Origin of the sequence: Anabaena sp. CCY 9402-a (assembly GCF_963920945.1) — a bacterium.
In the GTDB taxonomy this organism is placed as follows: domain Bacteria; phylum Cyanobacteriota; class Cyanobacteriia; order Cyanobacteriales; family Nostocaceae; genus Trichormus; species Trichormus minutissimus.
In genome coordinates this window covers 63005-87336 of record NZ_CAWUDL010000016.1, presented here as the reverse complement: position 1 = coordinate 87336, position 24332 = coordinate 63005, and the positions used below count along the sequence as shown (strand labels likewise).

The window sequence follows — 24332 nt, the reverse complement described above, 5'->3', positions numbered from 1 at the left end:
TTCAGCAATGATAACTATTTTATCTCAGTTATATCTCCTATAATCCCTTCACAGTAAGCTTTTTATCTTTTCTAGACAAGTCTAATAGTCCTCGTTTGTAGTAAAGAAGTTAGTCCTTTTCACTGTAAAGTGTTGTGCTGCTTGGGAGATATTTAGTTGTAATAGTGTCTCTGCTCCCAACTCATACTTAATACGGGGCTTAACAGGCGATATATTCAAACTAAGAATAATTTCTTTGGCTACTGCCTTGGCTAGTAATGGCGGTACAGAATTACCTACTTGGCGAAATCCGTGCCATTTAGTGATGTGGAATCTAAACCAGTCTGGGTAAGAATGCAAGCGTGCGGCTTCCCTGACTGTGATACATCGCGGTGTCAGTGGATGAATTGGTCTAGGGGAGGTAAAAGAACCCTTGTATTTATCTGTTCCGGCTCTTAAGGTGTTGCAAACACCAGCCGGATGTAACTTATGAAATCTGCTAATAGGTTCTCTTTCTCCCTGGGGAGTATCCTGAAAACGTTGTGTAGTTGTTAATGAATGCTTAGTTCTCAGGCTGGAAGAAAGAATACGGGAATCAAATTGGCGATCGCTAGAATAATCATCTCTCAACTTCCTGAGTCCGCGCAATATCATAGCGTAATTGCTAGGTTTGCCATACTCTGCTATTACCCAATCTCTACATAATAGCTCTGAATAATTTTCCACTTCTGGTAAATCGCCAATTGCTTGCCAAACCGTAGGGCAAATTGGCAATCCTGACGTTTTACGTAGCTTGTGATTTGGCTTGGCTGGTTGGGTAATTGGCTGGGGATAGTTTGGTAACTTGATATCTTTCTTCGCACCAAGGAGAAATAATCTTTCCCGCGCTTGGGGTACACCGTATTTAGCAGCATTGAGAATTTGATAATTTTCTTCTACTTGATAGTCACAAGCTTTAAATTCATCAATTAATATTTTGAGGATTTGTTTGTGTTCACCGACTGTAATTCCCCGGACATTTTCCATTACAAAAAACTTGGGTTGTAACTCTAAAACCAACCGATGAAAGTGAAATACTAAGGAGTTACGCGGGTCATCAAAAACCCGTTTACCCATGAGAGAAAAGCCTTGACAGGGTGAACCACAAATTACAGCATCAATTTCCCGATCGCCAATTGGCGATCGCTGCCGAATTTCTGCCCCTGATGTGTCCTCAACACTCTGACATAAAATCGAGCAGAAAGGAAAATTAAACTTATGGGTAGCACAGTGAATCGGGTCAATTTCCACCGCCGCCAACACATCAAAGCCAGCCTGCTCAAAACCAAGCGTCATACCACCAGCACCCGCAAACAAATCTACGGCGATCGGTCTTCTCGAAGTGGTGAGTGAGTGGTGAGTGCTGTTAGCGGTAGCGGGGCGTTTAGCCCGTGGTGTTAGCGGAAGCGGGGCGTTTAGCCCGTGCTGAGTGCTGAGTCTCATTTCTTTTAGCGGTAGCGCGGCGTTTAGCCGATGATGAGTGGTGTTAGCAGTAGTGGCGTTTAGCCAGTAGTAAGTAGTAAGTGGTGATTTAGAGGCTGACTTTTGAAAGCTATTAAATTTTTTAACTAACGATTATCTTTGAACTATTTAAAAAAATTATCGTATTACAGAAATATTTTGGCAATAACGACTTCACAAGCCAAACAGCCACTTCTTAGCCCAAATCATCACTTTTGTACAGACGCGATTCATCGTATCACTACTCATTACTCATTACTCATTACTCATTACTCATTACTCATTACTCATTACCGGCTAAACGCCGCGCTACCGCTAACAGCACTCTCCTAGCATTTGCAAAATTTCTTGAGCAGCGCGATCGCATACTCCCACTTCTCCTAAATACTGCCGCATTTCTTGATAATCTACTAAAGTTTGCTGTCGGCGTTCAGCATTGAGCAATAATTCCATTGATGCTTGCGTAATATTCTCTGGCGTTGCTTCTTCTTGCAATAACTCCGGCACAATTGGTTTCATCACTACCAAATTAGGTGGCGACGCAAAGGGGATAGAACCTCTGAGGATTTTTCTAGCAATCCAGGCTGTGACGGGATGTAGGCGATAAACTACCACCTGCGGCACATTTAATAAAGCCAGTTCTAAGTTGACTGTGCCAGATTTAGTAATGGCGAAATCCGCCGCCGCAAAAACTTCCTTTTGTTGTCCTGATATGACTGTAGCCCGCAAACCATAACGCTGGACTGCTTCCTCTATTGGCTGTCTGTAAACTTCTAGTGACAGAGGAATCCAAAAATGAACTTCTGGTATTTTTGTTTGGATGGTTTGGGCAGCTTGAAAAATTACTGGTAGTAGATATTTTAATTCTTGCCGCCGGGAAGCTGGGAGGAGTGCGATCGCTATCTGCTCAGAATCAATTCCCAAATTAGCACGGGCTTCGTGACGGCTAGGAGCATTTTGCATCCTATCAATTAGGGGGTGTCCTACCCAAGTGACATTCGCCCCATTTTGGCGAAAATAACGGGCTTCTTCGGGGAAAATTGCCAGTAACTTATCTGTAAACCTGACAATCCGGGCAGTATTCTGCAAACTCATCGACCATACCCACTCTTGCGGCGCAATGTAGTACGCCACAGGCACATCTGGTAAATGCTTTTGCATATAAGTACCGATGCCAAGATTTGGCCCCATGTAGTCAATCAGCACTACTAAATCTGGGGGATATTGTTTTAAATAGGCGATCGCGCGACGTTGTACCATCAGAGTTGGCAGCACATAAGGCAAAGATTCCAGGATACCCATTGAACCAATACCACTGGTATTCCCCAAAATCTTCGCCCCAGCCTCAGCCATCTTGTCGCCACCCAAGGCCACAATCTCTAATTCCAACCCGGCAGCGATAGCTTGACGCTTCATCGCCGCAATTAACAGCGACCCTTGCAAATCGCCAGACACTTCACCAGTGCTGATAAATATCCGCATTTAAAACCAATTCAAAATTCAAAAACTGGGGATTGGGGACTGGGAATCAAAAAGAATTATCTCTTGTCTCCCGTGTCTCCCTCTGCCTAAGACTCATCACTCCTGCCTATCTTACCTCTACCGGGAATCAAACCCCGTCTCCCTGGCATTTGTGACAGTAACATAAAGCGGCGGAGATTTTGCAGGGTTTCGGTATCTCCCAAAAATTCTAATTGTTCCAAAGCTTCCTTAAAGCTCAACTTAGAACGGTAAAGAATGCGGAAGGCTTTTTTCAAGAGTTGTAATTCGCTGCTATCAAACCCAGAACGTTTGAGTCCTATCAGGTTGAGGGTTCTGATTTTGGCAGGATTTCCCTCCACTAGCATATAAGGTGGCACATCACGGTCAATCCGTGCCATTCCTCCTACCATTGCGTGTCTACCGATACGCACAAATTGATGTACACCTAAAACACCACTCAGTCTAGCGCGGGATTCTATATGGACGTGACCGGCTAAGGCGACGGAGTTAGCAATGACTACAGAGTCTTCAATAACACAGTTATGAGCTACGTGGACATAAGCCATGAGGAGGTTGTTATTACCAATTATCGTGGCTTCTCCTGCACCGGTAGCGCGGTTAATGGTGACGTACTCACGAATCAAATTGCGATCGCCAATCCTCACCCATGTGGGTTCGCCCACAAATTTCAGATCCTGGGGTTCCATACCAATGGCTGCACCAGTAAAAATCTGATTTCCCACCCCAATTTCACAAGGGCCTTCTAGCACTGCGTGTGCGCCAATAATAGTGTCAGCACCAACTTTAACATTTGCTCCAATCACAGCATAAGCACCGACTTGCACCGTTGGGTGTAGTTCCGAATTTGGATGAATTACAGCAGTTGGATGAATAAGCGTTTTCAAGGGTAAATCTCCAGAACTGTCTTGAGAAGCCAGTGTCTGACTTTGATAGCCAAAGTTGAGACGACTGGCGTGACTGAGTGTGTGAGTATCAGTAGAAAAATTGTCGGGCAAGTTATGTGTGAGGGTAGCGAAAGTCAAGAATTGATAAGAGGCTCTTGTGGCGATTTTTTGAAATTGCTATCCTGCTTTGAGACTTCAGGAAAAGCAGTTTACATCTGTATCTGCGCCAGCTAGGTTTTAGCTAACCAGAGAAAACATTAATTCGCCTTCAGCAGCAAGTTGACCATCAACCTCTGCACGCGCCTGCATTTTACCGAAACGACGTTGTTTGATCCATAACAGTTCCACTGTCATCACCAGTTGATCTCCTGGTACTACTTGACGGCGGAAGCGGATTTTATCGATACCAGCAAAAACAAACAGTCCCCCTTCTACCTCTGGTAATTGTGTCAAAACAATACCACCTACTTGAGCCATTGCTTCTACAATTAGCACACCTGGCATCAGTGGTCTACCTGGGAAGTGTCCTTGAAACTGTGGCTCATTGATAGTAACGTTTTTAATACCTACGGCTAGCTTACCCGGTACGTAGTCAATAATTTTATCTACAAGTAAAAATGGGTAGCGGTGGGGTAGTAAGTTCTGAATTTCTTCAGAGGTAAGAGTTGTTTTAATCTCAGGTGCATTCTCATCATGAGATGCGGGACTATTTACTTCAGACACGATTGACATTGGCAGTGCAGTTGAATTTTAATCTAGGTATTTAGTTAGTAGGATTCAGAATTTTAGATGAGAGCTAAAATTCTTTGTGCCAGCTGAATATGTAAATTATGACTGGCTTTGTACGCTAAAAAGTGAGCGCGGGGAAAATATCCCAATAAACTCAAATCCCCTACTAAATCCAAGATTTTATGACGGACTGGCTCATTTGCAAATCTTAATGGTGGATTTACCCAGCCATCAGTCCCACAAACTAGCGCATTATCCAAGCTACCACCTTTGATTAACCCAGATTTTTGTAAATGTTCAATTTGATGCGCCAATCCAAAAGTCCGCGCCGGCGCAATTTCTTCACTAAAGCTAAATCTAGATTTTTCTACGTCAGTAGCCACAGACCAACTGTGCCATTGATTACCAATTGCAGGTAAATCAAAATCAATACCGTAACTAAAGCGGGTTTCTGCTGCGGGGATAGCAGCAACAAAAGCATCGTCTTGATAAATCCAGATGGGTTCTTGAATTGTTAAAGGGTCTTTTTGCTGAGTAACTGGAACTTGTTGTGGTGTCAAACCAACTTCAGCAATACTTGTTGCCCAAATCCTAGCTGAACCATCTAAAAGCGGTACTTCTGACCCATTAATTTCAATGCGGGCGTTATCTACACCCATTCCCGCCAAAGCTGCTAATAAATGTTCTACTGTGCGAATGGATGCTTCTCCTTTACCCAACTGAGTTGAGAGGACAGTGTGATTAACTGCTGCTACTTGGGCAGGAATAATTGGCAAATCCGGCAAATCCACCCGCACAAAATAGCGTCCGCTTCCCACTTCTGCCGGTAGTACCCGCACCTTGGTACTGACACCGCTATGTAATCCTATTCCAGTTTGAGTAATTGCCGCCGCTAGTGTGTGTTCTAGCATAGGCAGAAACTCTGTATATCTTGGTTGTGATTATTCATGTGGAATTTTGGTAAGAACCCTGATTCAGCAATTCGTAATTTAGGAAAGTCAGTTTTCAACTGATAGCCTTAAGCGAACAGTATTAAGGCAAATGACACCATTAGCAAGCTACCAGAGAAAACAATAGTCACTAATGACTAATGACTACCTTAAAATCTCTCGCCAATGCCAAAATTAATCCGGCTATCGCCGTCATCGTTGATACCGTAGTCAATACGAATTGGCCCTAGAGGTGATTGCACACGTACACCCAGACCATAGCCGTAGCCAGTACCGTTTTTATTCAATACCTCAGCCGCTCTGGTGGTAGTGCCTAAGTCGCTACCCACATCAAAGAACAATGCGCCACTGACAACTGAGAATACAGGGAAGCGATATTCTACTGTTGCTTGTACATAGCTGCGGCCACTGCTTAATGTACCTTCTTCATAACCCCGAACGGAGTTACTACCACCAAGGGTAAAGGCTTCATAGGGAGGTAAATCACCAAAGACTGTACCACCTTGAATATTAAAAGCTATGGTTTCTGCACCTTTCGTAAAGCCAGTGAATTTCACTGGTAAATATTGGCTATAGCTACCCCGGAGTCTGGTGAGGAATATATTACCTGAACCGACGGGTACAGATTGGTCTACCCCAATACGTAGAAAAGAACCGCCTGTTGGTTGTAAGGGATTGTTACGGCGATCGCGCTGCGCTCCTAATTGCAGTAACAATAAATCATCTTCACCTGTGCCGGAAAAGCTCAGAGGTACGGTTGTACCAGGAACAAGGTTGCCAGCATCATCAAATACTGCCCCATCTTTTCTTAAGTTTCCGTCGGCATCGCGGGTAGAAATTCGTTGATACTGTAACCCAGCTGAAGCAGTCCATTCTGACCTTTCGTAAGGATTCGCAGACAGGGGGCGAGTAAAGGTAACACCACCACCTAAACGGGTGACACGAGGGCGGTCTTGATTGTCATCATCAGTAGGGTTACTGGGGTTAAATGTTCTAATATCGCTATCTGTACCATCAAAAATTAACGAAATGGAACGGCGACGGAAAATATTAGCTGTGTAGGAAGTCCGGTACGGATCGCCGGCAATCCAAGGATCTGTGAAGCGGAGATCAAACAGCAACTCCCGTTGACCCACCTGAACTTCTGCCCCTAGTTTCTGGTTTCTGCCACCCAGGTTTTGCTGCTGATAACTAACTGTACCGAAAAGTCCACTAGCAGAACTAATACCAGCCCCAGCTGCAATTGAACCACTGCTGCGCTCAACAACGTTCACGACTACATCTACTTGACTCGGATCAGTACCAGGGTCAAGGGAGACATTAACATCTTCAAATAATCCTGTACCAAATACCCGTTGTAGGTCTTTCTGGACAATATTGCGGTTAAATACTTGTCCTGGCTTTAGTTCCAATTCCCGCGTAATCACATATTCCCTGGTTCGACCCCGAATTGGTTGCCCTTTCTCGTCAGTTTCTTGTCCTTCTTTATTACGGAATCGAACTTTAATGTTCTGTACCACCCCTTCGGCTACTTGGAGGGTGACAACTCCACTTTCTGAGACTTGTGGCGCACCAATGACGTTAGCTAAGACGTAACCTCTGTCTTGATACTGCTTGGTTAATTGCTTGATGCCTTCTTGTAAGTCCCGCAAGTTGAGGATTTTGCCATACTGCTCACGAAATATTTCATCGGTAGTATTAGGGGGTAGGACAGAGGGAATTTGAGTGCCGGGATTGGCTTGTATTTCTACCTTGGTTAAGACAGGGTTGGGTTGAACAACAAAACTGACCCTGACACCTAGGGGTGTGTCTTCTGGTGCTGCTTGAACGTTGGAAAAGAAGCCAGTACCAAAGATAGCGTTAATATCTTCTTGCAGTTGAGCGCGGGTTGTTGTTCGCCCTGGTTGGGTACGAATAACGTTATAAACTTGGGCTTCTAATTCTGGGGTTAGTTGACCTGTTTGAGCTTTAACTAGTACTTCTGATACCAACACACGGGGTTCAGTGGTTTCTGGCGTGTTGTTGGGAGTATTGAAATTCTCTGGAGTGGGGGTAGTAGGAGTAGTTTCTGGTGCTGGTGTTGCTGGCTCAATGCTGGGGGTAGTAGGAGTAGTTTCTGGTGTTTGTACCAGTTGGTTTGCAGTTCCCCTCTGGCTCACTACTTCTTGTGTCGTTGATGCTGCTGTTGATGGGGATGGAGAAATGACAATAGGGGATTTCTCTGCTGATTTCTTTGGCTTTGAATCTACGATAACAACATCAGCTGATGGGGTTTTGTCAACAGATGAAAGCTGAATATTGGCAAATGAAGTAGGTTTTGGAGCAGTATGTTTGGTAATTATAGATACTTCTTTTGATACTTCTAAAGTAGGTACGATGACCTCTTTTGTTGCTGTTGCTGCCGACTTTGTTGATTTATTGACAGATGATAAAGCCGTAGGGGCGGAGATTTCAGGGGCGGGAATTTCTGTCAGTGTCTTAACTTCGGTGAAGTTCGGCTGCTGTTCTGGTGAAATTTCACCCTGTTCTGGCTGCTGACTGGTCACTGGAAAAACTTCTGTGGCCTGCTCTACACTGTTAAGAGTTTGTGCATTTGCACTCAAAGAGCCACTTAAGGGTGCTGTAATTGCTACAGCTGCCACAAATACTGGAGATAAACGCATTTTATTTAGATTCCTCTTCACATCCACACACCATCACAAGGGAATTTTAAGTGCTGAGTTGTGAGTGCTGAGTTATGAGTGGAATACTCACTCGGAACTCGGAACTCGGAACTCTTAACTTGTAACTCGTAACTATCAAAGCACTTTTAAATCAGGACTATTCATTTTTGAGTTGCCACAGCTTGTAATACTCGTTGTAAAACCTCCTGATACGCATCTTCTACATTCCCTAGGTCTTTGCGGAAACGGTCTTTGTCCATAACGCGGCGATTAGGGTCTGCTTCTGTTATGTTCCACAAACGGCAGGTGTCGGGACTAATTTCATCTGCTAAAAGTAGATTTCCTTGTGAGTCAACACCAAATTCTAGTTTGAAGTCAACTAGGGTAATACCGCAACGTGACCAGAATTCCTGGAGAAACTGATTAATTTCCAATGCTAGATGAGTAATTGCATCGACTTGTTCCGGTGTTGCTAGTTCTAGCAGTAAAAGGCGATCGCGTGTCAATAGCGGATCTCCTAATTGATCGTTTTTATAATAAAACTCTACTAGGGGCTGTTTTAATAATGTACCCAGTTCTAAGCCTGTTTGTTGACACAAACTACCAGCCGCAATATTACGGATAACCACTTCCAAAGGTATTATTCTCACTGCCTTTACCCGCATTTGATGGGGAGCAGGACTATCAATAAAGTGTGTTTTAATACCAGATGCTTCCAACTGTTGAAAAAGCTGAGTAGAAATGCTACAGTTTATCTTCCCTTTGCCAAGGATGCTACCTCGCTTTTGGGCATTAAATGCTGTAGCATCGTCCTTAAAGTCAGCTAACAGGACTTCCGGATCATCAGTTGTATAGAGAATTTTTGCTTTGCCTTCGTATAGCTTGGAATGAACAGACATGGCAGGAGGTGAGGTTTTAGACGATAGACAGCTTTTGTCCTTTCGGGCTTCACCATTTTATCTTTAGTTATTGAAGATTAGCTATTAGTCTGCAATCTGTATATTCAGAATTGGTTTTGAGTATGAAAACTTATCTATCTACAATATAAAGTCAGTCACTCACTCAGTAGAGAGTGTCAGCAAGTGAATATCTGACCTACAGTAGAAGATCATTGCTTGTTATCTATGATATTTTCTGGGTAAAGTTAATTTTTTAACAAACGGACTAAAAATATTTTCAGAGTTTAGTGTCACAGTATATATTAATACTTGTATTTTTGTATCAAGAAAGAAGTATTGCATAACAATTTTATAAATGATCAAATAAAATCAAAACAACTCATTGATGTTTAAGGAGCGTCTACTACCCAAGATCATAAATAGCAATGAGTGCGTTTGTTACCCTTGCTTAGACAACATCTCCATGACAATCAGTTTGTTTTGCATAATTGCAAATAAAACTGGTGTCAATATCTCAACAGCCCAAAAACATTTTAAAACCAACACAATATTTTTCATAAGAAGAAAAATACATCAACACTAATTGATAGTAGCAGTACCGAAAATTCCCTAAATTAAAGGTAAATAGGCTATTAGCGATTCAGCTTCCAAAATAAAAACAAGAAAGGAGTTGAATAAATGGAGCAAAAAATAGTGTCTAAAGAAAACTTTCTCTATCCTCGTGGTCGTTATTATGGTCAAGTGAAGCCAGAGAACTTAGTTTTCAATGCCAATCTCCAAGAATTTGCTCAAAAGATAAGTTATATATGTAACTTAGAAACGGCTGGAAAATTGAAACCAGAAGAAGCATACGAACAGATTAAAGCATTGTGGAAAAACTTAAAGCGGACAAAAAAACAACTACAAATTGGTGAAGATCCATTTCAGAATGGAGATGAGAACACTGAAGGGTAGGGGACAGGGGACTAGGAATTTTAGATTTTGCGGAAAGTTCTGTAGGCGGGTTTCCCAACCTAGGAACGCCACTTGCTACAAGCCGGGAAACCCGTCCAACGCAGTGGCTCAACTTTTCAAGACGGATTTTGGATTGAATAATCTAAAATCCACTCATTGCAAATCCACTCATTGAAAGACAGGGGACAGGGGACAGGGGACAAGCCCAATGCCCAATCATGACTATTTCACGGTCATTGTCCACACTCCATCCCAGTCTTCTGGCGGTGGTGTTTGTTGGTAATTATGGGCGCGTTCTAGGTGAATATTCACACCTTGGTCTGTGGGGCGAATTTTTTTGGCGGCTGCAAAAGAAGCGATCGCCTGGGTAAAATTATGAGATAAATAAGCTGCACGGCCTGTATGGTAGTGAAACAAAAACTCCTGAGTGGTAGCATCTAAAGGAGTAGTGCGATCGCTAATTAACTCATAGATATTTACGGCTTGGTGTTTGCCTTTAACTCGGATTTTATCTAATTGGCGTACCCAAATGCGATCGCTGCATAATTGGTAAGTAAATTCGCTCAGAATAATGTCACAACCATATTCTTTTGTGACTGTTTCCAAGCGCGAACTTAAATTTACACCATCCCCAATCACTGTATAATCCATACGTTTTTGAGAACCGATATTTCCTGAGACTACTTCCCCGGAACTAATACCGATACCAATATGAATTTCAGGCTGCGCCTGGATAATGCGGCGTTGGTTAAATTCCTCCAAGCGTCGGCGCATATCTAAAGCTGATTGTACTGCTCGCCAAGCATGGTTTTCTGTGAGTGGTAAAGGTGCGCCAAATACTGCCATTAAGGCATCGCCAATAAATTTGTCGAGAGTACCATCGTAGTTAAAAACTGCTTCCACCATTGTTTCAAAATACTGATTTAGCAGTGAAACCACCTCTGCTGCACCGAGGTTTTCTGTGAGCGTGGTGTAACCTCGAATGTCCGAAAATAAGATGGTCACTTCCTTTCGTTCACCCACCATTAAAGCATCTTCCCCAGCAGCCAATACTTGTTCTGCTACGTGGGGTGTCAGGTAGCGATACATGGTAGTTTTTAAGCGTTTTTCTCGACTGATATCTTCTAAAACTACCAAACCGCCTCTAACACCACCTTCTGGGTTAGTTAGGGGATTCACCGTCAGATTAATACTACGGTCTAGAATTTTTACCTGTTCAGTCGTTAAAAACTTCGATTGGGGGGTGAGGGGTAAATTCCAGGTGAGAAAAATATTAGGGTTACTGCGATCGCGTATTGTCAAAATAGAATACTGTGTTTCGTTCGTCAGAATCCCCTCAGCACTTTGTAATTGATAAATCCCCACTGTCAAACTTTGTTCTGGTACGTAATGTTTAGCACCAGTTTTTAAACTATCTTCTAAACGCATTTGTAAATTTTCAACTGGTACAATCTCCCAAACGAGACGACCAATTAAATTGTGTTCCCACAGAAGTTTATTGCTTTTATTATTGGCTTCCCCTAAAGGACAACCCAATAATCCCAAAGCTGCATCATTAATAGTGACTATCTGACCAGCCATATCTGTGGAAATCACAGCATCTGATAAACTTTGTAAAATATCTTTTTGGTACTGTTTTTCTAGCAGGACATTTTCAAATAAGCGAGCATTTTCTAAAGCAACTCCCGCTTGAATATTAAAAGCCCGCATAAACTCTTCATCAGATGCGGTAAAACTACCTTGTTGTTTATTAATTAACTGCGTTACCCCAATTAATTCATTTGCCGAATTAAATACGGGCAAACATAGAATATTCCGCGTTACATAACCAGTTCTTCTATCTGTTGAAGGGTCAAAACGAGGGTCTTTATAAGCATCAGGAATATTGAGTGCTTGTCCTGTTGATGCCACATAACCAGCAATACCACGGTTAGCAGATATCCGAATTTCCATTGCATTTGTAGTCTCGGCGGCGGCGGCTACCTTTGTCCACAGTTCCCCCATTTCTTTGCGATATAAAAACAGGGTACTACGGTCTGCTTGCATTAAAATCCGGGCTTGTTCCATGACTATTTGCAACGTAGCTTCTAGGTCTAAACTTTGCCCTAGGGTTTGAGTTGCCCGTAAAAGCGCAGTTGCTCCTCGTTGATTGCGAGCTGCTACATAAAAAGACTGGCAAGTTTCTAAGATAATGCCAATCGAAGCTGCAAAATCTCGGAAATGTCCTTCATCTTCCTGATTAAAAGGTGTCTCTCCAGTTTTATTTGCTAGTTGTACTACTGCAACTACCTGGTTTTTGCTACTAACAACAGGCATACATAAAATATTGCGAATTTCATAGCCCATTTGTTTTTCTAGGTCTGGACTAAATAGAGGATGAGTAATAGTTTCACCAATATTCAAATATTGACCTGTACTAGCAACATGACCAGGAATACCAAAAGTAATGGGAGTACGAATTTCTAAAAATCTCTGTCCATTATCTTGAGGAACTTTTGACCACAATTGACTTTTATCATAGTCAACTAAAAAAATAGCTGTATGTTCTGCTTGGAGAATTTGACCGATTTTGAGTGTGATTGCTTCTAAGACTTTCTCCAACATATTTTCTAGAGCTTCATTATTAATTAATTCAATAGCTCTCAGAAATTGCTGAAATTCGGCAGTAATAAAGTCTAACAAACAAACAAATTCATTAACAGAAAGGTCTTTGACCCGCCGCAATAAAGCGTGGGTGCGATTAACTTGAGTTAATTCTGTTAATGTAGCCAAGACGCTACCAGGATTAGGAAGAGTCAAGTCGCTTCGCTCCAATTAAAAATTAAAAATTAAAAATTAAAGACAATTAGTGGGAGCTTGTAGCTTGCTTGCCGTAGGCTACTCACCACTAATTGTTCCCTGCGGGACGCTACGCGTTCGCGTAGCGTCCCATAGAAAAGACCGCTAAATCATTCCAAGCTATCCGTAAGCAGCGCGCTGAGTGAAAATCTCACTACCTATTTCCTAGTCCCCAGTCCCCAGCCTTTCAATGAGTGGATTTGCAATGAATGGATTTTAGATTACTCAATCCAAAATCTAAAATCTAAAATTCCTAGTCCCTATTCCCTAGTCCCTGTCACCTGTAACCTGTCCCCTGTCACCTTTCCATACAGTATTTTGTGATAATAATCTTGTAGCTGATGGGTAGCAGATGCCCAGCCCCACTTTTCTGCTTCTCGACGCGCATTTTGACGGATGATGTCCCGTTCCTGTTTATTTTCTAAAAGCCTAACAGTTGCGTCAATAGCATCTTGAATATCGGCTTGGGGATTAAACAGATATCCATTGACCCCATCTGTGACAATATCAGGAATACCTCCAGAACGAGCGGCTACCACTGGACAACCAGCCGCCATTGCTTCTAGTAGGACTAAGCCTAATGTCTCTGTGCGGGAAGGAAAGATGAAAGCATCAGCACTAGCAAAGGCTGATCCTAACTCGCGCCCCATGAGATAGCCAACAAAATAAGTATTTGTACCTGCAAAATGTTTTTCTAGTGTTTGGCGATGGGGGCCGTCTCCTACTAGTGCCAATCGTGCTTGAGGAATAGCTTCTAATATGGGTTTGATGCGCTCAATCTCTTTTTCGGCAGAAAGACGACCTACGTACAATAATAAGGGGCTTTCTGGGTGATTTTGCGTTAAGCGATCGCGCATTTCTAAACTAGCTAAATCAGGGTGAAATAGTTCTGTATCTACTCCCCGTTGCCACAAATCTACCCTTTCGATGCCATGTCCTGAGAGTTCTGCCATCATGGCTGTAGAAGTACAAAGATTCAAGGCGGCTTGATTATGCGCCCCTTTCAGCAGTTCCCAAAGTACCCCTTCTAGCATTCCTAAGCCATAATGCTGAAGATATTGGGGTAAATGTGTGTGATAAGAAGCTACTAAGGGTAGTTTCAGGACTTTACTATAAAAAATCCCGGATAGTCCTAAAACTGCGGGATTTACAACATGAATGATATCTGGCTGGAACTGTTCTAGGGTATAACCAATAGCTGGGCGAGGGAGTGACATTTTCAACTCTGGATACAGAGGTAAAGGAAAGCCACTCACACCGTACACTTTTGCTCCTTTATGTTCAGTAATGCCACCATCAGGGGCAATTACTAAAACTTGATTTCCATGACGTTGTAAATAGTCAACAGTATGACGCAGGCGTGTCACAATACCGTCAACCTTGGGTAGAAAGGTTTCGGTGAATAAGGCAATTCTCATACAAAACTATCTATGTGAAAAAAGGGGTTTAGGGGTGTGCGGGTATAGGATTATGGGTGATGAAAACCCTTACACCCTTACACCCTTAATTCCCCCAGAAAACGAGAAAGCTTTTTGTGCTAGTACAGAACGGCGTCAAGAAACAACCATTCAAAAGCTCTAAAAACCTTATGCTGTCATCATTTTGACTTTTGACTTTTGCGTAGCGGTGCTAGTGCTTTTTTAATTTCTATGCCAAGAGACTTTAGGTAAAATCTGCTTGTTATCAACTCGTTTTTGATATTTGACGGCAAAGTTTAGCAGAGAATCAAGTAGAGAATCAGAGAGATAGTGAGGTTGTAGCCCTAAATCAAGTAGTTTAGTGTTTATAGCGTTGAAGTAATGTTCTTCTTTTTCGACTCTAGGATTGTCTAAGTTGCTGATTTCTACATTTAATCCCAAAGCATTGCCGGCTTTTTTCACCATTAATGCCAAGTCACCGATGCTAAATAGTTCGGTAAATTGGTTAAATACGCGAAATTCACCAGCTTGGGCAGGATTGGCGATCGCAATTTCCATACATCGTACCGTATCCCGAATATCCAAAAAGCCGCGAGTTTGTCCACCTTTACCGTAAACGGTGAGGGGATGACCTATCGCCGCTTGAATACAGAATCGGTTTAACGCTGTACCAAACACACCATCGTAATCTAGTCGGTTAATCAACAGTTCGTCCATCCCCGTTTCTTCGGTGAGGACACCATAAACCACGCCTTGGTTTAAGTCTGTGGCGCGTAAACCCCAAATCCGGCAAGCAAAGTGAATATTGTGGCTATCATGAACTTTGCTCAGGTGATACATTGACCCAGGCTGTTTAGGATAAGGTAGGGTATCCTTACGCCCATTGTGTTCAATGGTGATAAAACCTTCCTCAATGTCAATGTTGGGTGTGCCGTATTCACCCATTGTGCCTAACTTCACCAAATGACAGTCTGGGAAGTCTTCTTTCATTGCATATAGCAGGTTTAACGTACCAACCACATTATTGACCTGAGTGAGAACTGCGTGTTCTCGGTCAATCATCGAAAACGGTGCGGAACGTTGTTCACCAAAATGCACGATCGCATTTGGCTCAAATTTATGCAACGTTTTCTGAAGAAATTCGTAGTTAGTAATGTCGCCAACGAACAAGTCAATGGATTTACCAGTTAAATCTTGCCAGCGTTGGAGGCGTTGCTGAATAGGTGCAATCGGCGTGAGGGTTTCCAAACCTAGTTCGTTATCCCAATGCCGTCTCACCAAACTATCTAATATTCCAACTTCATAACCGCGATTGGAAAGATAAAGTGCGGTTGCCCAACCGCAATATCCATCGCCACCAATAACTAGGACTTTCATTTTCACCAGTTTTTACTCGCTGATAGCTTAATCTATCAGGTTTGGGTACCCCCTCACTCATCATTCTGAAAGATGTAGGGAAAAGAGATTAGGGAAAGAAGAAATCTGATAGTCGTATTCGATGCCGGAATCGAGTAATTTAATTTTTACCACACTCAGCACTCAGCACTCGGAACTCAGCACTTTTCATCTTCCCTTGCTTCGCTACTGAGGAATCCGATATTGTTGGGCTATGTAGTAAAACAAGGGATAGTAATTTTTAAATTCTTGACTGGGAGCGCGTCCTTGCCAATTGTATTGCACCTGATTTTGTGCCAGTGTTAGCGTCATTGCACTAACAGCACTATCCACTTCTACCTCTAATATTCCCGTTAAACCTTGAGTCGTTTGAAAGTTAGGTTTTTGTGTGGCTATAGACTCTAGTATTTGATTACTCGCCCAGGCTCGAATTTCTACAGAGTTGTTTTTGGGTGAGGCGAAAACAATGCCATCGGCGTTCGTCGGTGTTGCTAGAGTCTTCCAGTTGCTGGGATAGGGAAACTCAAAGCCATAGCGTGAATTTTTATATGTTTTCCAGGTACTATTTGTGACATCCAAGCTGGGAGTAAAACAGCCGTACAGGATCAACAATAAAGCGATCGCTGCATTCCTCTGGGTAGCTTTAGTATAAAAAATTCGTTGAAATCCCAGAGCTTTTGCTGCCAAAGTAGACATGATTCTACCTGGTTTAAAAGCTAGAAGTAATTGTATATAAAGGATTTTAGAGATAAATTTAATCATTTGTCTCTACTTGGATCTGATTAATAGTTTAGTTGCTTAGATAACTTAGGTTAGTCACAATCTTTGTCACAAACAAGGGTAAATTGTAAAGAAAAGTAACAAAATAGACGTTAAAACGTTTTGACGTCTTGACAACAAAGAGAACAGCCGATAACGTGATATACATACCCGGGTAAGACCACTAAATAGTTATATGCAAACTAAGCAAAAGGTTACGTTGTATTTATCGGCAGAACTGCACAAAAAGCTGAAGATTCGGTCAGCAATCGATTCCGAGCGAATGTCAGAACTAGCTGAACGTGCCATTTTTTTCTACCTAACTAACTCAGATATAGTTGATGAAGTTGAAGCTTCTGCTTACGGAAGGACGCATAAAGTTTATTCTTGTCCCAATTGTGAAAGTTCACTGGTATTAAAAGATGGGGAATTAGTTGGTTTAGGAAGTCAGCCAGGGGTAATTGGCCAAGATCATCTTTCTCTTGATGAGATGGCACAAGCAGAAACCCATCCCAAGGGTGAGGAAGAATTAGTTCCTTGCTAGGTAGGAATTAGATAAGTAATTCATAATTTCGGTTGTTGTCATCAACAAAACGATGTCTTTACTGTACTAGGGTCTCCAGAAGGTCGATTTATGAAAGAAGAGCTCAATATTCTCATTCAAGCTCAATACCCACTAATCTACCTTGTGACCTCCGAGGAAGAAAGGGCAGAGCTAGCAATTTCCACAATTGCGCAAATGTTAAGACCCCAACGCCGAGTGTACGTGTGGACAGTAACTCATGGCATCGTGGAGTATGGTCAACCCCGGAGTGTAAGCCAACACAACACCGTTTCCCCAGAGGCGGCGATCGACTGGATCATCCGGCAGAAAGAACCTGGTATATTTATTCTTAAAGATTTACATCCATTTATTGATGCTCCCGCAACCACAAGGTCATTACGTGATGCGATCGCCAGCTTCAAGGGTATGCAAAAGAACATCATTTTGATGTCACCTATGCAACAAGTACCCATCGAACTGGAAAAGGAAGTTGTGGTTTTAGACTTTCAACTACCCGATATGTCAGAGTTAAATAAAGTATTAACTCAACATCTCGAACAGCATCGCGGACGACGCTTGACGACAGAAGCACGCGAAAAACTTCTCAGGGCTGCTTTGGGCTTAACTAAAGATGAATCTGAGAAAGTCTATCGTAAGGCGCAAGTCACCACAGGGCGGCTGACAGAAGAAGAAGTAGATATAGTTCTATCTGAGAAAAAGCAACTAATTCGACGCAATGGTATCTTAGAATACATCGAAGAAGATGCAACCATCGATGCTGTAGGTGGCTTAGAAGAGTTAAAGAAATGGCTCAAACAACGCTCTAACGCCTTTACGGAAAGAGCCAGAGAATATGGTTTACCCCAACCAAAAGGGATGTTAATTCTAGGTGTTCCTGGTTGTGGTAAGTCATTAATTGCTAAAACAACGTCCCGCCTTTGGGGTTTACCACTGTTGCGTTTGGATATGGGTCGAGTTTACGACGGCTCAATGGTGGGACGAAGTGAGGCCAACCTGCGGAACGCTCTCAAAACAGCAGAATCCATCTCCCCGGCGATTCTGTTTATCGACGAGTTAGATAAATCCTTTGCTGGAAGTTCCGGTTCTGGTGATTCTGACGGTGGTACATCTAGCAGAATATTTGGGTCTTTCCTCACATGGATGCAAGAGAAGAAATCCCCAGTGTTTGTGATGGCTACAGCCAACCGTGTAGAACGCTTACCTGGAGAATTTTTGAGGAAAGGTCGTTTTGATGAAATTTTCTTTGTGGATCTGCCCACACCTGAAGAACGGTGTGATATCTACAAGATACACCTCAACAAACGTCGTGAAGACATCACCCGCTTCGACTTGGAACAACTAGCCAAGATGTCTGATGGTTTTTCTGGGGCAGAAATTGAACAAGCGTTAATTGCGGCAATGTACGAAGCTTTTGCCCAAGACCGCGAGTTCACCCAACTAGATATTATTGCTGCGCTCAAAGCAACTTTGCCACTGTCTCGCACGATGCAAGAACAAGTCACAGCCCTGAGAGATTGGGCTAGACAGCGAGCCAGACCAGCCGCAGCCTCCGTTGCTGAATATCAGCGAATGGAGTTTTAAAAGCTTTCCCTTGCTAACCCAGGGGGAAAGGCTAGCCAACCCGCTAGCAGTTACGAAAAAAGCCGCACCCCAATAATCGCGGCTCTCTAAAAACAAACCGTTGTCCTAACTTCTCACTCTTCTCATTGGAGGAAACCCAAATGTCTCATTTTAGCACTCTTCGCACCAAAATCACCGATGCCGAAATCCTCAAAGCTTCCTTGCGCGACCTAGGTATCAGCGTAAAAACAGAAGCTGATGTACGCGGTTATAACGGTCAGCGTCTTCGTTCCGACATCGTTGCAGTATTGGAAGGCGAATATGACTTGGGCTGGTCTCGCAACAGCGATGGTTCTTTTGACCTAATCGCTGACCTGTGGGGTGTTGCTAAGAAGCACAACCAAACCGAGTTGATCAACTCCATTAACCAAAAATACGCAGTTAACAAAACCTTGGCTGAAGTAAAACAGCGCGGTTTGCAAAACGCCAACGTGAAATTAGTATTGCAATAACAATTTCTCTGCGCGTTCCCAAAGCTGATCGGGTTAACCAATTCATAGCGGTTAGCCCGCTTTTTTTATGTTTGGTTTATTATCAGCCTCTAAGCTAACATAGGAAGTCTTTAGGCAGGTGCAAGTAGTTGGAAGTCACCTAAACGTAACAACTCGCTGACAAAGGGAGAACGTTCGCAATTGGTAAATCCTAATTTTAAATAGCTGCTTTTAAATTCATTAAATCCTGGTCTACTGTTCAGAATAATATAAGGGTTGAAAAATATTTTGGAATTTCCTCCATACACAACATAATCGTAACCAAAGCAATCAGATTCCTCATATCCATAAGGGATAAAGCGACTGATCAAAAGATAAATCCTGTCTTTTTTATATGGTAATAGTTCATAAAGGTGAGAATAACCTGCTATTTCATAATCTTTGTAAGCCCCAGATGCTATTAAGAAAATAGGACGCTGTTCTTCAATAGCTCTGCTAATTAGAGGTAATCTACTAGAGTTAATTGTCAGTTCATCTCCATCTCGTGCCTCAAAATGTGTACAATAGCCTGCTTCTCTAGCTTTATGAATTTGAATATAAGTTGGGCCAGGGAGCATCCCACTTTTTAAAATGCCCAAAGAGAAAAATAATTCCAGTAGACGAGCCTTACTGTATATATCGTCTAGCTCTATTTTATTTTGAAAAATAATAAAAACTGGGATGCACCCGTTGGGCCATGTACTGTTGTAAATTTTGCTTGATTTGGTATAGGTGTGTCGTTGATAGGGGGTTTGTAGTGATGAATAGCTTGCTTTTCTAACTTCCTGAGAGTCTCCGTTAAATCTGAGATGGTAGCTAAAAAATCCTCTGGGACAACGCGGTAGCGTATCACAGCATTTTCCATTCCCTCAAACTGTCCTTGGCGATGATGGTTTATGTGACGGCTTTTTAAATTACGTGAAAGACCGACGTACATAACTGGAGATGAGCTATTACCTATATAGTAAATGCCTGGTTTTGCTGGTAGTTCTTGACGTTGAATATAGGGTAAAACTGGCATTGTCTTATAATTGAGATTCAACTTCATAATCTCTATTTTTACCTAGCAATGAAATTTAGCTACTAGGTTAGTTTGCCCATAATTTAACGTGAGTTCGACAGAACTAAAAAAACGAGAGTTCGGCGAATTTAAAACATTCTTTACACCACACCAGCTTGAAAAATTTGGGTTGGGGTGAGATTTAATTCAGGGAACGTTTGGGAGATAATGCGATCGCTATTTTGAAACTTACTGATTTGATATTCTCCATCCACTAAGTTACAGACAGAGATTGTTCGTTGTTTGGGGTTGCCGATAAAATTGCGTCCACCCAACGCAGCATAGTCTATAATCCAATATTCAGGGATACCCATCTCTTCATAATCAGCATATTTTAAGTAGTAATCGTCCCGCCAGTTAGTTGATACGACCTCAATTATCAAAGGTATTGATGCACCTAAGCTAACGATAGATTCTTTTTTCCATAATGTTTCATTGATGAGATTTGCCTGATTTAGCACCAACACATCAGGAAAATAACCAGAGTCTTTTTCCAGAGGTCTAACTATAGCTTGGTTGGCGATAATATAGAGGAGGTTTAATCGGTCAAATTCAACCGTGACTTTTCTGGCTATAAAACCCTTTACTTCCTCATGTTCCCCTATTGGTTGTGCCATCTCAACAATGCTTCCATTATGTAATTCGTAGCGTACCGCAGTATTTTCGGGTAGCCAATCGACAAATTCCTCAAATGTTACTGGCTTGGGTATGGCTTGAGTCATAGCTGTTGGAGAATTACTGCTTTGAAAATATTATCTCTAATCTAGGGGACTGCGGACGGCTTCTCCACTAAGGTAAGACTATTTACCCACTAGGTTAGTTTGCCTAGAATATAAGGTTCAGATTTACATACTTTTGAATTTCTTCAGGAGTAAAAGTGAGTTTACGTTTTATCAGTTGTAGTAACGCTAATGTTGTAAGCACTACCACCAAGCTTCTTTTGAATGAAATTGAGGAGTTCGGCTTGGTGTTGACGCAACCATTCAGGATTATTACCTGGATATAATTCTATGCTGTAAGTGTAAGTAAGCACCTCCCAACTTACTTTATAAACTGCTTTGCAATGGTAAAACATATTAACTAATCTTGTGATAATTATTGTGGCACTCTGACCTGTATATGATGGTGAGAAATCAAGTTTTTTGGGTACGCTTAATTTGGTTTGTTTACACAAAAAACTAATTTCATGATTGCCCTTAATTCCATTGCAAATATCACACAATGTCTGTGAATTTTCTATAGTTGTTTCACCTCCCATAGAAAACGGTTTAATATGATCGATTTGTAATTTACCTTTGCTATTGACTCCACAACACAGGCAAACATAGCCGTCTCTTTCCTTAACTTTTATTTTTTCTTCTTCGGTTAATTCTCTGAATGGGGGTGTCACAGGAGGAGTAATAATTTCAGGTTCTCTCTTACCACGAAAAATAATGTTTCTGATTGCTGCGTCAACTGCTGTATCGAATCTCTGCAAAGTTTTATAGAAAGTTTTCCATAATATGCCAGGTTTTGCAAATTCTTCCTTGAGATATTCGTATTTTTGATAAGCTGAAAAATTCATAACTTTTTCTGCCATTTTATCTAAGTCATAAATTTCTCTTTCTTCAAATGAATGATATGGGGGTAAAGATTCATTTTGAGCAATGTGGCGTACAATTTTAATTAAATCAGACTGAAGTTTTTGTCCAATATCATCAAATTTACGGTCAAAATATTTATCTATCCATTGTTCAACTTGAGGCTGCATCCATTGATCATCAAGATATTCTTTAGACCATTCATCTAGCAACTTTGTGGAGAGAATAAATTTCAGAAAAGCATCAAATTTTTCTTTCGTATGTTCATATACCATGACAAACTCAGTAAATGCTTCCATTGAGTCATACTGATCTTCAGGGTCAGCATATTCAATTTCAGTTTTATACCATCCAATAGGACATATCTTCTTATATTCTATTGGATATTCTCCACCCCTCTCAATTGACTTCGATAATTCTTCAATTAAACGAATTGATATATATTCCAGTGGATAAAACCCTTTTACAGAGACTTTTACTGAATCCTGAGTATCGCCATCTTTTGGGTTAACCCAATCAACTAAACGTTTCCAATCATCGAAAAATAACACAACATTCGCCTCACTACTACCTCCTACTTTTTTTCCTCGTAATGCTCTGCCAATCATTTGAGTCATTAAGATAGAGCTTGTTGTTTGACGAGTGATAAACACAGTCTGAACATTAGGAACATCAGCACCTTCTGTTAACATTCGTACATTGATTAAAACATCTAGTTTCCCATCTTTGAATGCAGTTAAAATTCTTTTATTATCATCCTGAGTACGTTTATTCCGTGCTTCGGCTGAACCAGGATCAGCATCTATATGTGAATAGATGGCATCGGCTCGAATACCTTGTTCAATAAGTTTATCTTTTATGTAAACGCATTGAAACCAACGGTCAGCAAAAATAATAGTTTTGCCATAATTTTCCTTATTTTTTACATAAGTATCTACCAGAAAATTGTTTCTATCTCGATCAGATGCAAGTTTTTCAATAATGTGTTCTGGCAGGTCTTTATGTTGCTTAACTAATCGGTTATATAGAGTGTCATCTACTTCCCATTCTTTACCAGTTGATACTTCAATATAATGAGGTTTAGCTAAAATCTCTTGTAATATTAAACTTTCTTTATTGGCTTCATAAATAATTTTATTTTCAAAAATTTTCCACAGCCAACCCCTTATAGCATTATCATTATGAGTTGGTGTAGCTGTTAGACCGAGAAGATTTAAGTCTGGGCATAATAATCGCAGCCCTAAAGCAGAATCTTTTTCACCAATTAATAAGTTTCTGCAACCATAAGCTGGTGCATGGTGAGCTTCATCAACCACCACAAAAAGTCCTGTCTGTCTACAAAAATCTATAAATTTTCTAAAAGCTGTCTCACGCTTTTTACCAGTTTGGTCTTCACCGTCAGTATGTAAATTCTTGATCGCTGTTTGAATTGTCATGATGACAATATCATCAGTTAGTTTTATCGATGATGCCTTGGCATGAGAAGGATTGCTAGAAACGCACCGAATATTTAATATTTTTTTTGACTCTGGAATATCTCTGGCACTTTTTTTGAAGGTCTCGAATGCTTGATCTAATAAGTAAAATGACGGAGCTAACCAGAGTATTTTATTATTTTTCGGAATCACATGATCAGACAACCATCTCACAGCCGTAAATGTCTTACCTGCACCTGTGGGTAGGACTAAAATTCCACTACCCGGTTTTTCACTGCCAAATTTAAAGGTTTTACTAAGAGATTCAAATGCCTCAACTTGGTGCTGGAAGGGTATTTTGGAAGAAAAATTACCATCTCTTACTTGATCTAGATTGATAGATGCGTACATTATGGTACTCCCCTATTTAGCTATTTTCCTAGTGATACGAAATTTGATCACTAAGTTAGTCTGCCCATAATGTATGATTCAATCTCCAATGCTTGGAAATTTATCCTCTACCAAACTGGACTTAAATCTAAAACAAAGCCAGGTAATAAAGGATCACCAGGAAGGGTCTGAGGATTATTTAATATCTCAACTTGAATATTCGGACGATAAATAAAAACTTGGCGTTGTTTTCTATCAATTAACCAACCAAGTTGCGTACCGTTATCTATATATTCTTGCATCTTGTCTTGCAAAATTCTTAAATTATCAGTTTCAGAACGTAATTCAATCACAAACTCAGGACAAATTGGTGCAAATTTCTTTCGCAATTCTAATGGTATGGCTTCCCAGCGAGTGCGTTTTATCCAAGCTGCATCAGGAGAACGTAATGCGCCATTTGGCACAGTAAACCCACCACTAGAACCAAAACCTACTCCTGTACTATCTTGCTTTGTCCAAATACCTAACTGAACAATCAAGTCAAAGTTACGTTGGTCAGTTTCAGACCCAATTGGGGGCATAATTATTAATTCTCCAATAGCATTGCGTTCGATATTTAAATCGTGATTGAGTTGACAAAATTCATAAAATTGGTCGTCACTCATGGCGATCGCACTCGGCAATTGCAATACTATTGGTATAATCTCGGTAATGCTGGGTAAGCTTGTAGTCATAATTTTTTAGTCATGCTTGACTTAATT

Annotated in this window: 20 protein-coding genes; 4 read left to right on the top strand and 16 right to left on the bottom strand. The window is 41.4% G+C overall.

Going from position 1 to position 24332, the window contains the following annotated elements; genetic code table 11:
• Nucleotides 1-81 precede the first annotated feature (81 nt).
• From ACM0OR_RS08200 to purC, 7 genes are all read right to left on the bottom strand, one after another.
• Nucleotides 82-1461 (bottom strand): DNA cytosine methyltransferase, encoded by a 1380-nt coding sequence (locus ACM0OR_RS08200; protein ID WP_414575823.1) that lies wholly within the window; start codon nucleotides 1459-1461, stop codon nucleotides 82-84.
• A gap of 333 nt (nucleotides 1462-1794) precedes the next feature.
• Nucleotides 1795-2961 (bottom strand): lipid-A-disaccharide synthase, encoded by a 1167-nt coding sequence (gene lpxB / locus ACM0OR_RS08195; protein WP_414575822.1) that lies wholly within the window; start codon nucleotides 2959-2961, stop codon nucleotides 1795-1797.
• An 86-nt stretch (nucleotides 2962-3047) separates the two neighbouring features.
• Entirely contained in the window at nucleotides 3048-3866 is an 819-nt protein-coding gene (lpxA, locus tag ACM0OR_RS08190; protein WP_190697480.1) for an acyl-ACP--UDP-N-acetylglucosamine O-acyltransferase, read from the bottom strand.
• Between the two features lie 237 nt (nucleotides 3867-4103).
• Nucleotides 4104-4598 (bottom strand): 3-hydroxyacyl-ACP dehydratase FabZ, encoded by a 495-nt coding sequence (gene fabZ, locus ACM0OR_RS08185; protein ID WP_414575821.1) that lies wholly within the window; start codon nucleotides 4596-4598, stop codon nucleotides 4104-4106.
• A 53-nt stretch (nucleotides 4599-4651) separates the two neighbouring features.
• The gene (gene lpxC, locus ACM0OR_RS08180) at nucleotides 4652-5506 is read right to left on the bottom strand and encodes a UDP-3-O-acyl-N-acetylglucosamine deacetylase (protein WP_414575820.1); all 855 of its coding nucleotides are present in this window, start codon (nucleotides 5504-5506) and stop codon (nucleotides 4652-4654) included.
• A 188-nt stretch (nucleotides 5507-5694) separates the two neighbouring features.
• The gene (locus ACM0OR_RS08175; protein ID WP_414575819.1) at nucleotides 5695-8208 is read right to left on the bottom strand and encodes a BamA/TamA family outer membrane protein; all 2514 of its coding nucleotides are present in this window, start codon (nucleotides 8206-8208) and stop codon (nucleotides 5695-5697) included.
• Between the two features lie 161 nt (nucleotides 8209-8369).
• The gene (gene purC, locus ACM0OR_RS08170; protein WP_414575818.1) at nucleotides 8370-9107 is read right to left on the bottom strand and encodes a phosphoribosylaminoimidazolesuccinocarboxamide synthase; all 738 of its coding nucleotides are present in this window, start codon (nucleotides 9105-9107) and stop codon (nucleotides 8370-8372) included.
• Between the two features lie 678 nt (nucleotides 9108-9785).
• Between purC and ACM0OR_RS08165 the strand changes: the two genes are divergently transcribed.
• Complete coding sequence (locus tag ACM0OR_RS08165; protein WP_414575817.1) at nucleotides 9786-10061, top strand: hypothetical protein; 276 nt, start codon at nucleotides 9786-9788, stop codon at nucleotides 10059-10061.
• A 222-nt stretch (nucleotides 10062-10283) separates the two neighbouring features.
• On the opposite strand, the gene ACM0OR_RS08160 is transcribed toward ACM0OR_RS08165, so the two are convergent.
• From ACM0OR_RS08160 to ACM0OR_RS08145, 4 genes are all read right to left on the bottom strand, one after another.
• Nucleotides 10284-12860 (bottom strand): GAF domain-containing protein, encoded by a 2577-nt coding sequence (locus ACM0OR_RS08160; RefSeq protein ID WP_414575816.1) that lies wholly within the window; start codon nucleotides 12858-12860, stop codon nucleotides 10284-10286.
• Nucleotides 12861-13159: 299 nt separating this feature from the next.
• Nucleotides 13160-14317, bottom strand: coding sequence for a glycosyltransferase family 4 protein (locus ACM0OR_RS08155; RefSeq protein WP_414575815.1), 1158 nt, complete (start codon nucleotides 14315-14317; stop codon nucleotides 13160-13162).
• A 222-nt stretch (nucleotides 14318-14539) separates the two neighbouring features.
• A complete protein-coding gene (locus tag ACM0OR_RS08150) occupies nucleotides 14540-15694 on the bottom strand; it encodes an NAD-dependent epimerase/dehydratase family protein (RefSeq protein WP_190697477.1) in 1155 nt (384 codons plus the stop codon).
• A 204-nt stretch (nucleotides 15695-15898) separates the two neighbouring features.
• Entirely contained in the window at nucleotides 15899-16408 is a 510-nt protein-coding gene (locus ACM0OR_RS08145; RefSeq protein ID WP_414575814.1) for a hypothetical protein, read from the bottom strand.
• 259 nt (nucleotides 16409-16667) lie between these two features.
• Here ACM0OR_RS08145 and ACM0OR_RS08140 point away from each other — a divergent pair, with 259 nt between their 5' ends.
• From ACM0OR_RS08140 to ACM0OR_RS08130, 3 genes are all read left to right on the top strand, one after another.
• The gene (locus ACM0OR_RS08140; protein WP_190696689.1) at nucleotides 16668-17015 is read left to right on the top strand and encodes a hypothetical protein; all 348 of its coding nucleotides are present in this window, start codon (nucleotides 16668-16670) and stop codon (nucleotides 17013-17015) included.
• A 90-nt stretch (nucleotides 17016-17105) separates the two neighbouring features.
• Nucleotides 17106-18617 carry an AAA family ATPase gene (locus ACM0OR_RS08135; protein WP_190696686.1) on the top strand — a complete coding sequence of 504 codons (1512 nt, stop codon included), beginning with the start codon at nucleotides 17106-17108 and terminating at the stop codon, nucleotides 18615-18617.
• Nucleotides 18618-18757: 140 nt separating this feature from the next.
• A complete protein-coding gene (locus tag ACM0OR_RS08130; RefSeq protein ID WP_190696683.1) occupies nucleotides 18758-19108 on the top strand; it encodes a DUF1257 domain-containing protein in 351 nt (116 codons plus the stop codon).
• 110 nt (nucleotides 19109-19218) lie between these two features.
• Here ACM0OR_RS08130 and ACM0OR_RS08125 read toward each other — a convergent pair whose 3' ends face one another.
• The 5 genes from ACM0OR_RS08125 to ACM0OR_RS08105 form a co-directional block, all read right to left on the bottom strand.
• The gene (locus ACM0OR_RS08125) at nucleotides 19219-19725 is read right to left on the bottom strand and encodes a hypothetical protein (RefSeq protein ID WP_414575813.1); all 507 of its coding nucleotides are present in this window, start codon (nucleotides 19723-19725) and stop codon (nucleotides 19219-19221) included.
• A gap of 50 nt (nucleotides 19726-19775) precedes the next feature.
• Nucleotides 19776-20147 carry a GIY-YIG nuclease family protein gene (locus tag ACM0OR_RS08120; RefSeq protein ID WP_414575812.1) on the bottom strand — a complete coding sequence of 124 codons (372 nt, stop codon included), beginning with the start codon at nucleotides 20145-20147 and terminating at the stop codon, nucleotides 19776-19778.
• Nucleotides 20148-20287: 140 nt separating this feature from the next.
• The gene (locus ACM0OR_RS08115) at nucleotides 20288-20908 is read right to left on the bottom strand and encodes a Uma2 family endonuclease (protein ID WP_414575811.1); all 621 of its coding nucleotides are present in this window, start codon (nucleotides 20906-20908) and stop codon (nucleotides 20288-20290) included.
• A 161-nt stretch (nucleotides 20909-21069) separates the two neighbouring features.
• Nucleotides 21070-23592, bottom strand: a complete 2523-nt coding sequence (locus tag ACM0OR_RS08110; RefSeq protein WP_414575810.1) for a DEAD/DEAH box helicase family protein — start codon at nucleotides 23590-23592, stop codon at nucleotides 21070-21072.
• A 107-nt stretch (nucleotides 23593-23699) separates the two neighbouring features.
• Nucleotides 23700-24305 carry a Uma2 family endonuclease gene (locus ACM0OR_RS08105; RefSeq protein WP_414575809.1) on the bottom strand — a complete coding sequence of 202 codons (606 nt, stop codon included), beginning with the start codon at nucleotides 24303-24305 and terminating at the stop codon, nucleotides 23700-23702.
• Nucleotides 24306-24332 lie beyond the last annotated feature (27 nt).

Coding starts and splice junctions, on each gene's coding strand:
- ACM0OR_RS08165 (WP_414575817.1), top strand. CDS start 9,786: ATGGAGCAAAAAATAGTGTCTAAAGAAAACTTTCTCTATCCTCGTGGT.
- ACM0OR_RS08105 (WP_414575809.1), bottom strand. CDS start 24,305: ATGACTACAAGCTTACCCAGCATTACCGAGATTATACCAATAGTATTG.
- ACM0OR_RS08120 (WP_414575812.1), bottom strand. CDS start 20,147: ATGCCAGTTTTACCCTATATTCAACGTCAAGAACTACCAGCAAAACCA.
- ACM0OR_RS08155 (WP_414575815.1), bottom strand. CDS start 14,317: ATGAGAATTGCCTTATTCACCGAAACCTTTCTACCCAAGGTTGACGGT.
- ACM0OR_RS08150 (WP_190697477.1), bottom strand. CDS start 15,694: ATGAAAGTCCTAGTTATTGGTGGCGATGGATATTGCGGTTGGGCAACC.
- ACM0OR_RS08115 (WP_414575811.1), bottom strand. CDS start 20,908: ATGACTCAAGCCATACCCAAGCCAGTAACATTTGAGGAATTTGTCGAT.
- lpxC (WP_414575820.1), bottom strand. CDS start 5,506: ATGCTAGAACACACACTAGCGGCGGCAATTACTCAAACTGGAATAGGA.
- fabZ (WP_414575821.1), bottom strand. CDS start 4,598: ATGTCAATCGTGTCTGAAGTAAATAGTCCCGCATCTCATGATGAGAAT.
- ACM0OR_RS08175 (WP_414575819.1), bottom strand. CDS start 8,208: ATGCGTTTATCTCCAGTATTTGTGGCAGCTGTAGCAATTACAGCACCC.
- purC (WP_414575818.1), bottom strand. CDS start 9,107: ATGTCTGTTCATTCCAAGCTATACGAAGGCAAAGCAAAAATTCTCTAT.
- ACM0OR_RS08110 (WP_414575810.1), bottom strand. CDS start 23,592: ATGTACGCATCTATCAATCTAGATCAAGTAAGAGATGGTAATTTTTCT.
- ACM0OR_RS08140 (WP_190696689.1), top strand. CDS start 16,668: ATGCAAACTAAGCAAAAGGTTACGTTGTATTTATCGGCAGAACTGCAC.
- lpxB (WP_414575822.1), bottom strand. CDS start 2,961: ATGCGGATATTTATCAGCACTGGTGAAGTGTCTGGCGATTTGCAAGGG.
- ACM0OR_RS08145 (WP_414575814.1), bottom strand. CDS start 16,408: ATGTCTACTTTGGCAGCAAAAGCTCTGGGATTTCAACGAATTTTTTAT.
- ACM0OR_RS08135 (WP_190696686.1), top strand. CDS start 17,106: ATGAAAGAAGAGCTCAATATTCTCATTCAAGCTCAATACCCACTAATC.
- ACM0OR_RS08130 (WP_190696683.1), top strand. CDS start 18,758: ATGTCTCATTTTAGCACTCTTCGCACCAAAATCACCGATGCCGAAATC.
- ACM0OR_RS08200 (WP_414575823.1), bottom strand. CDS start 1,461: ATGAGACTCAGCACTCAGCACGGGCTAAACGCCCCGCTTCCGCTAACA.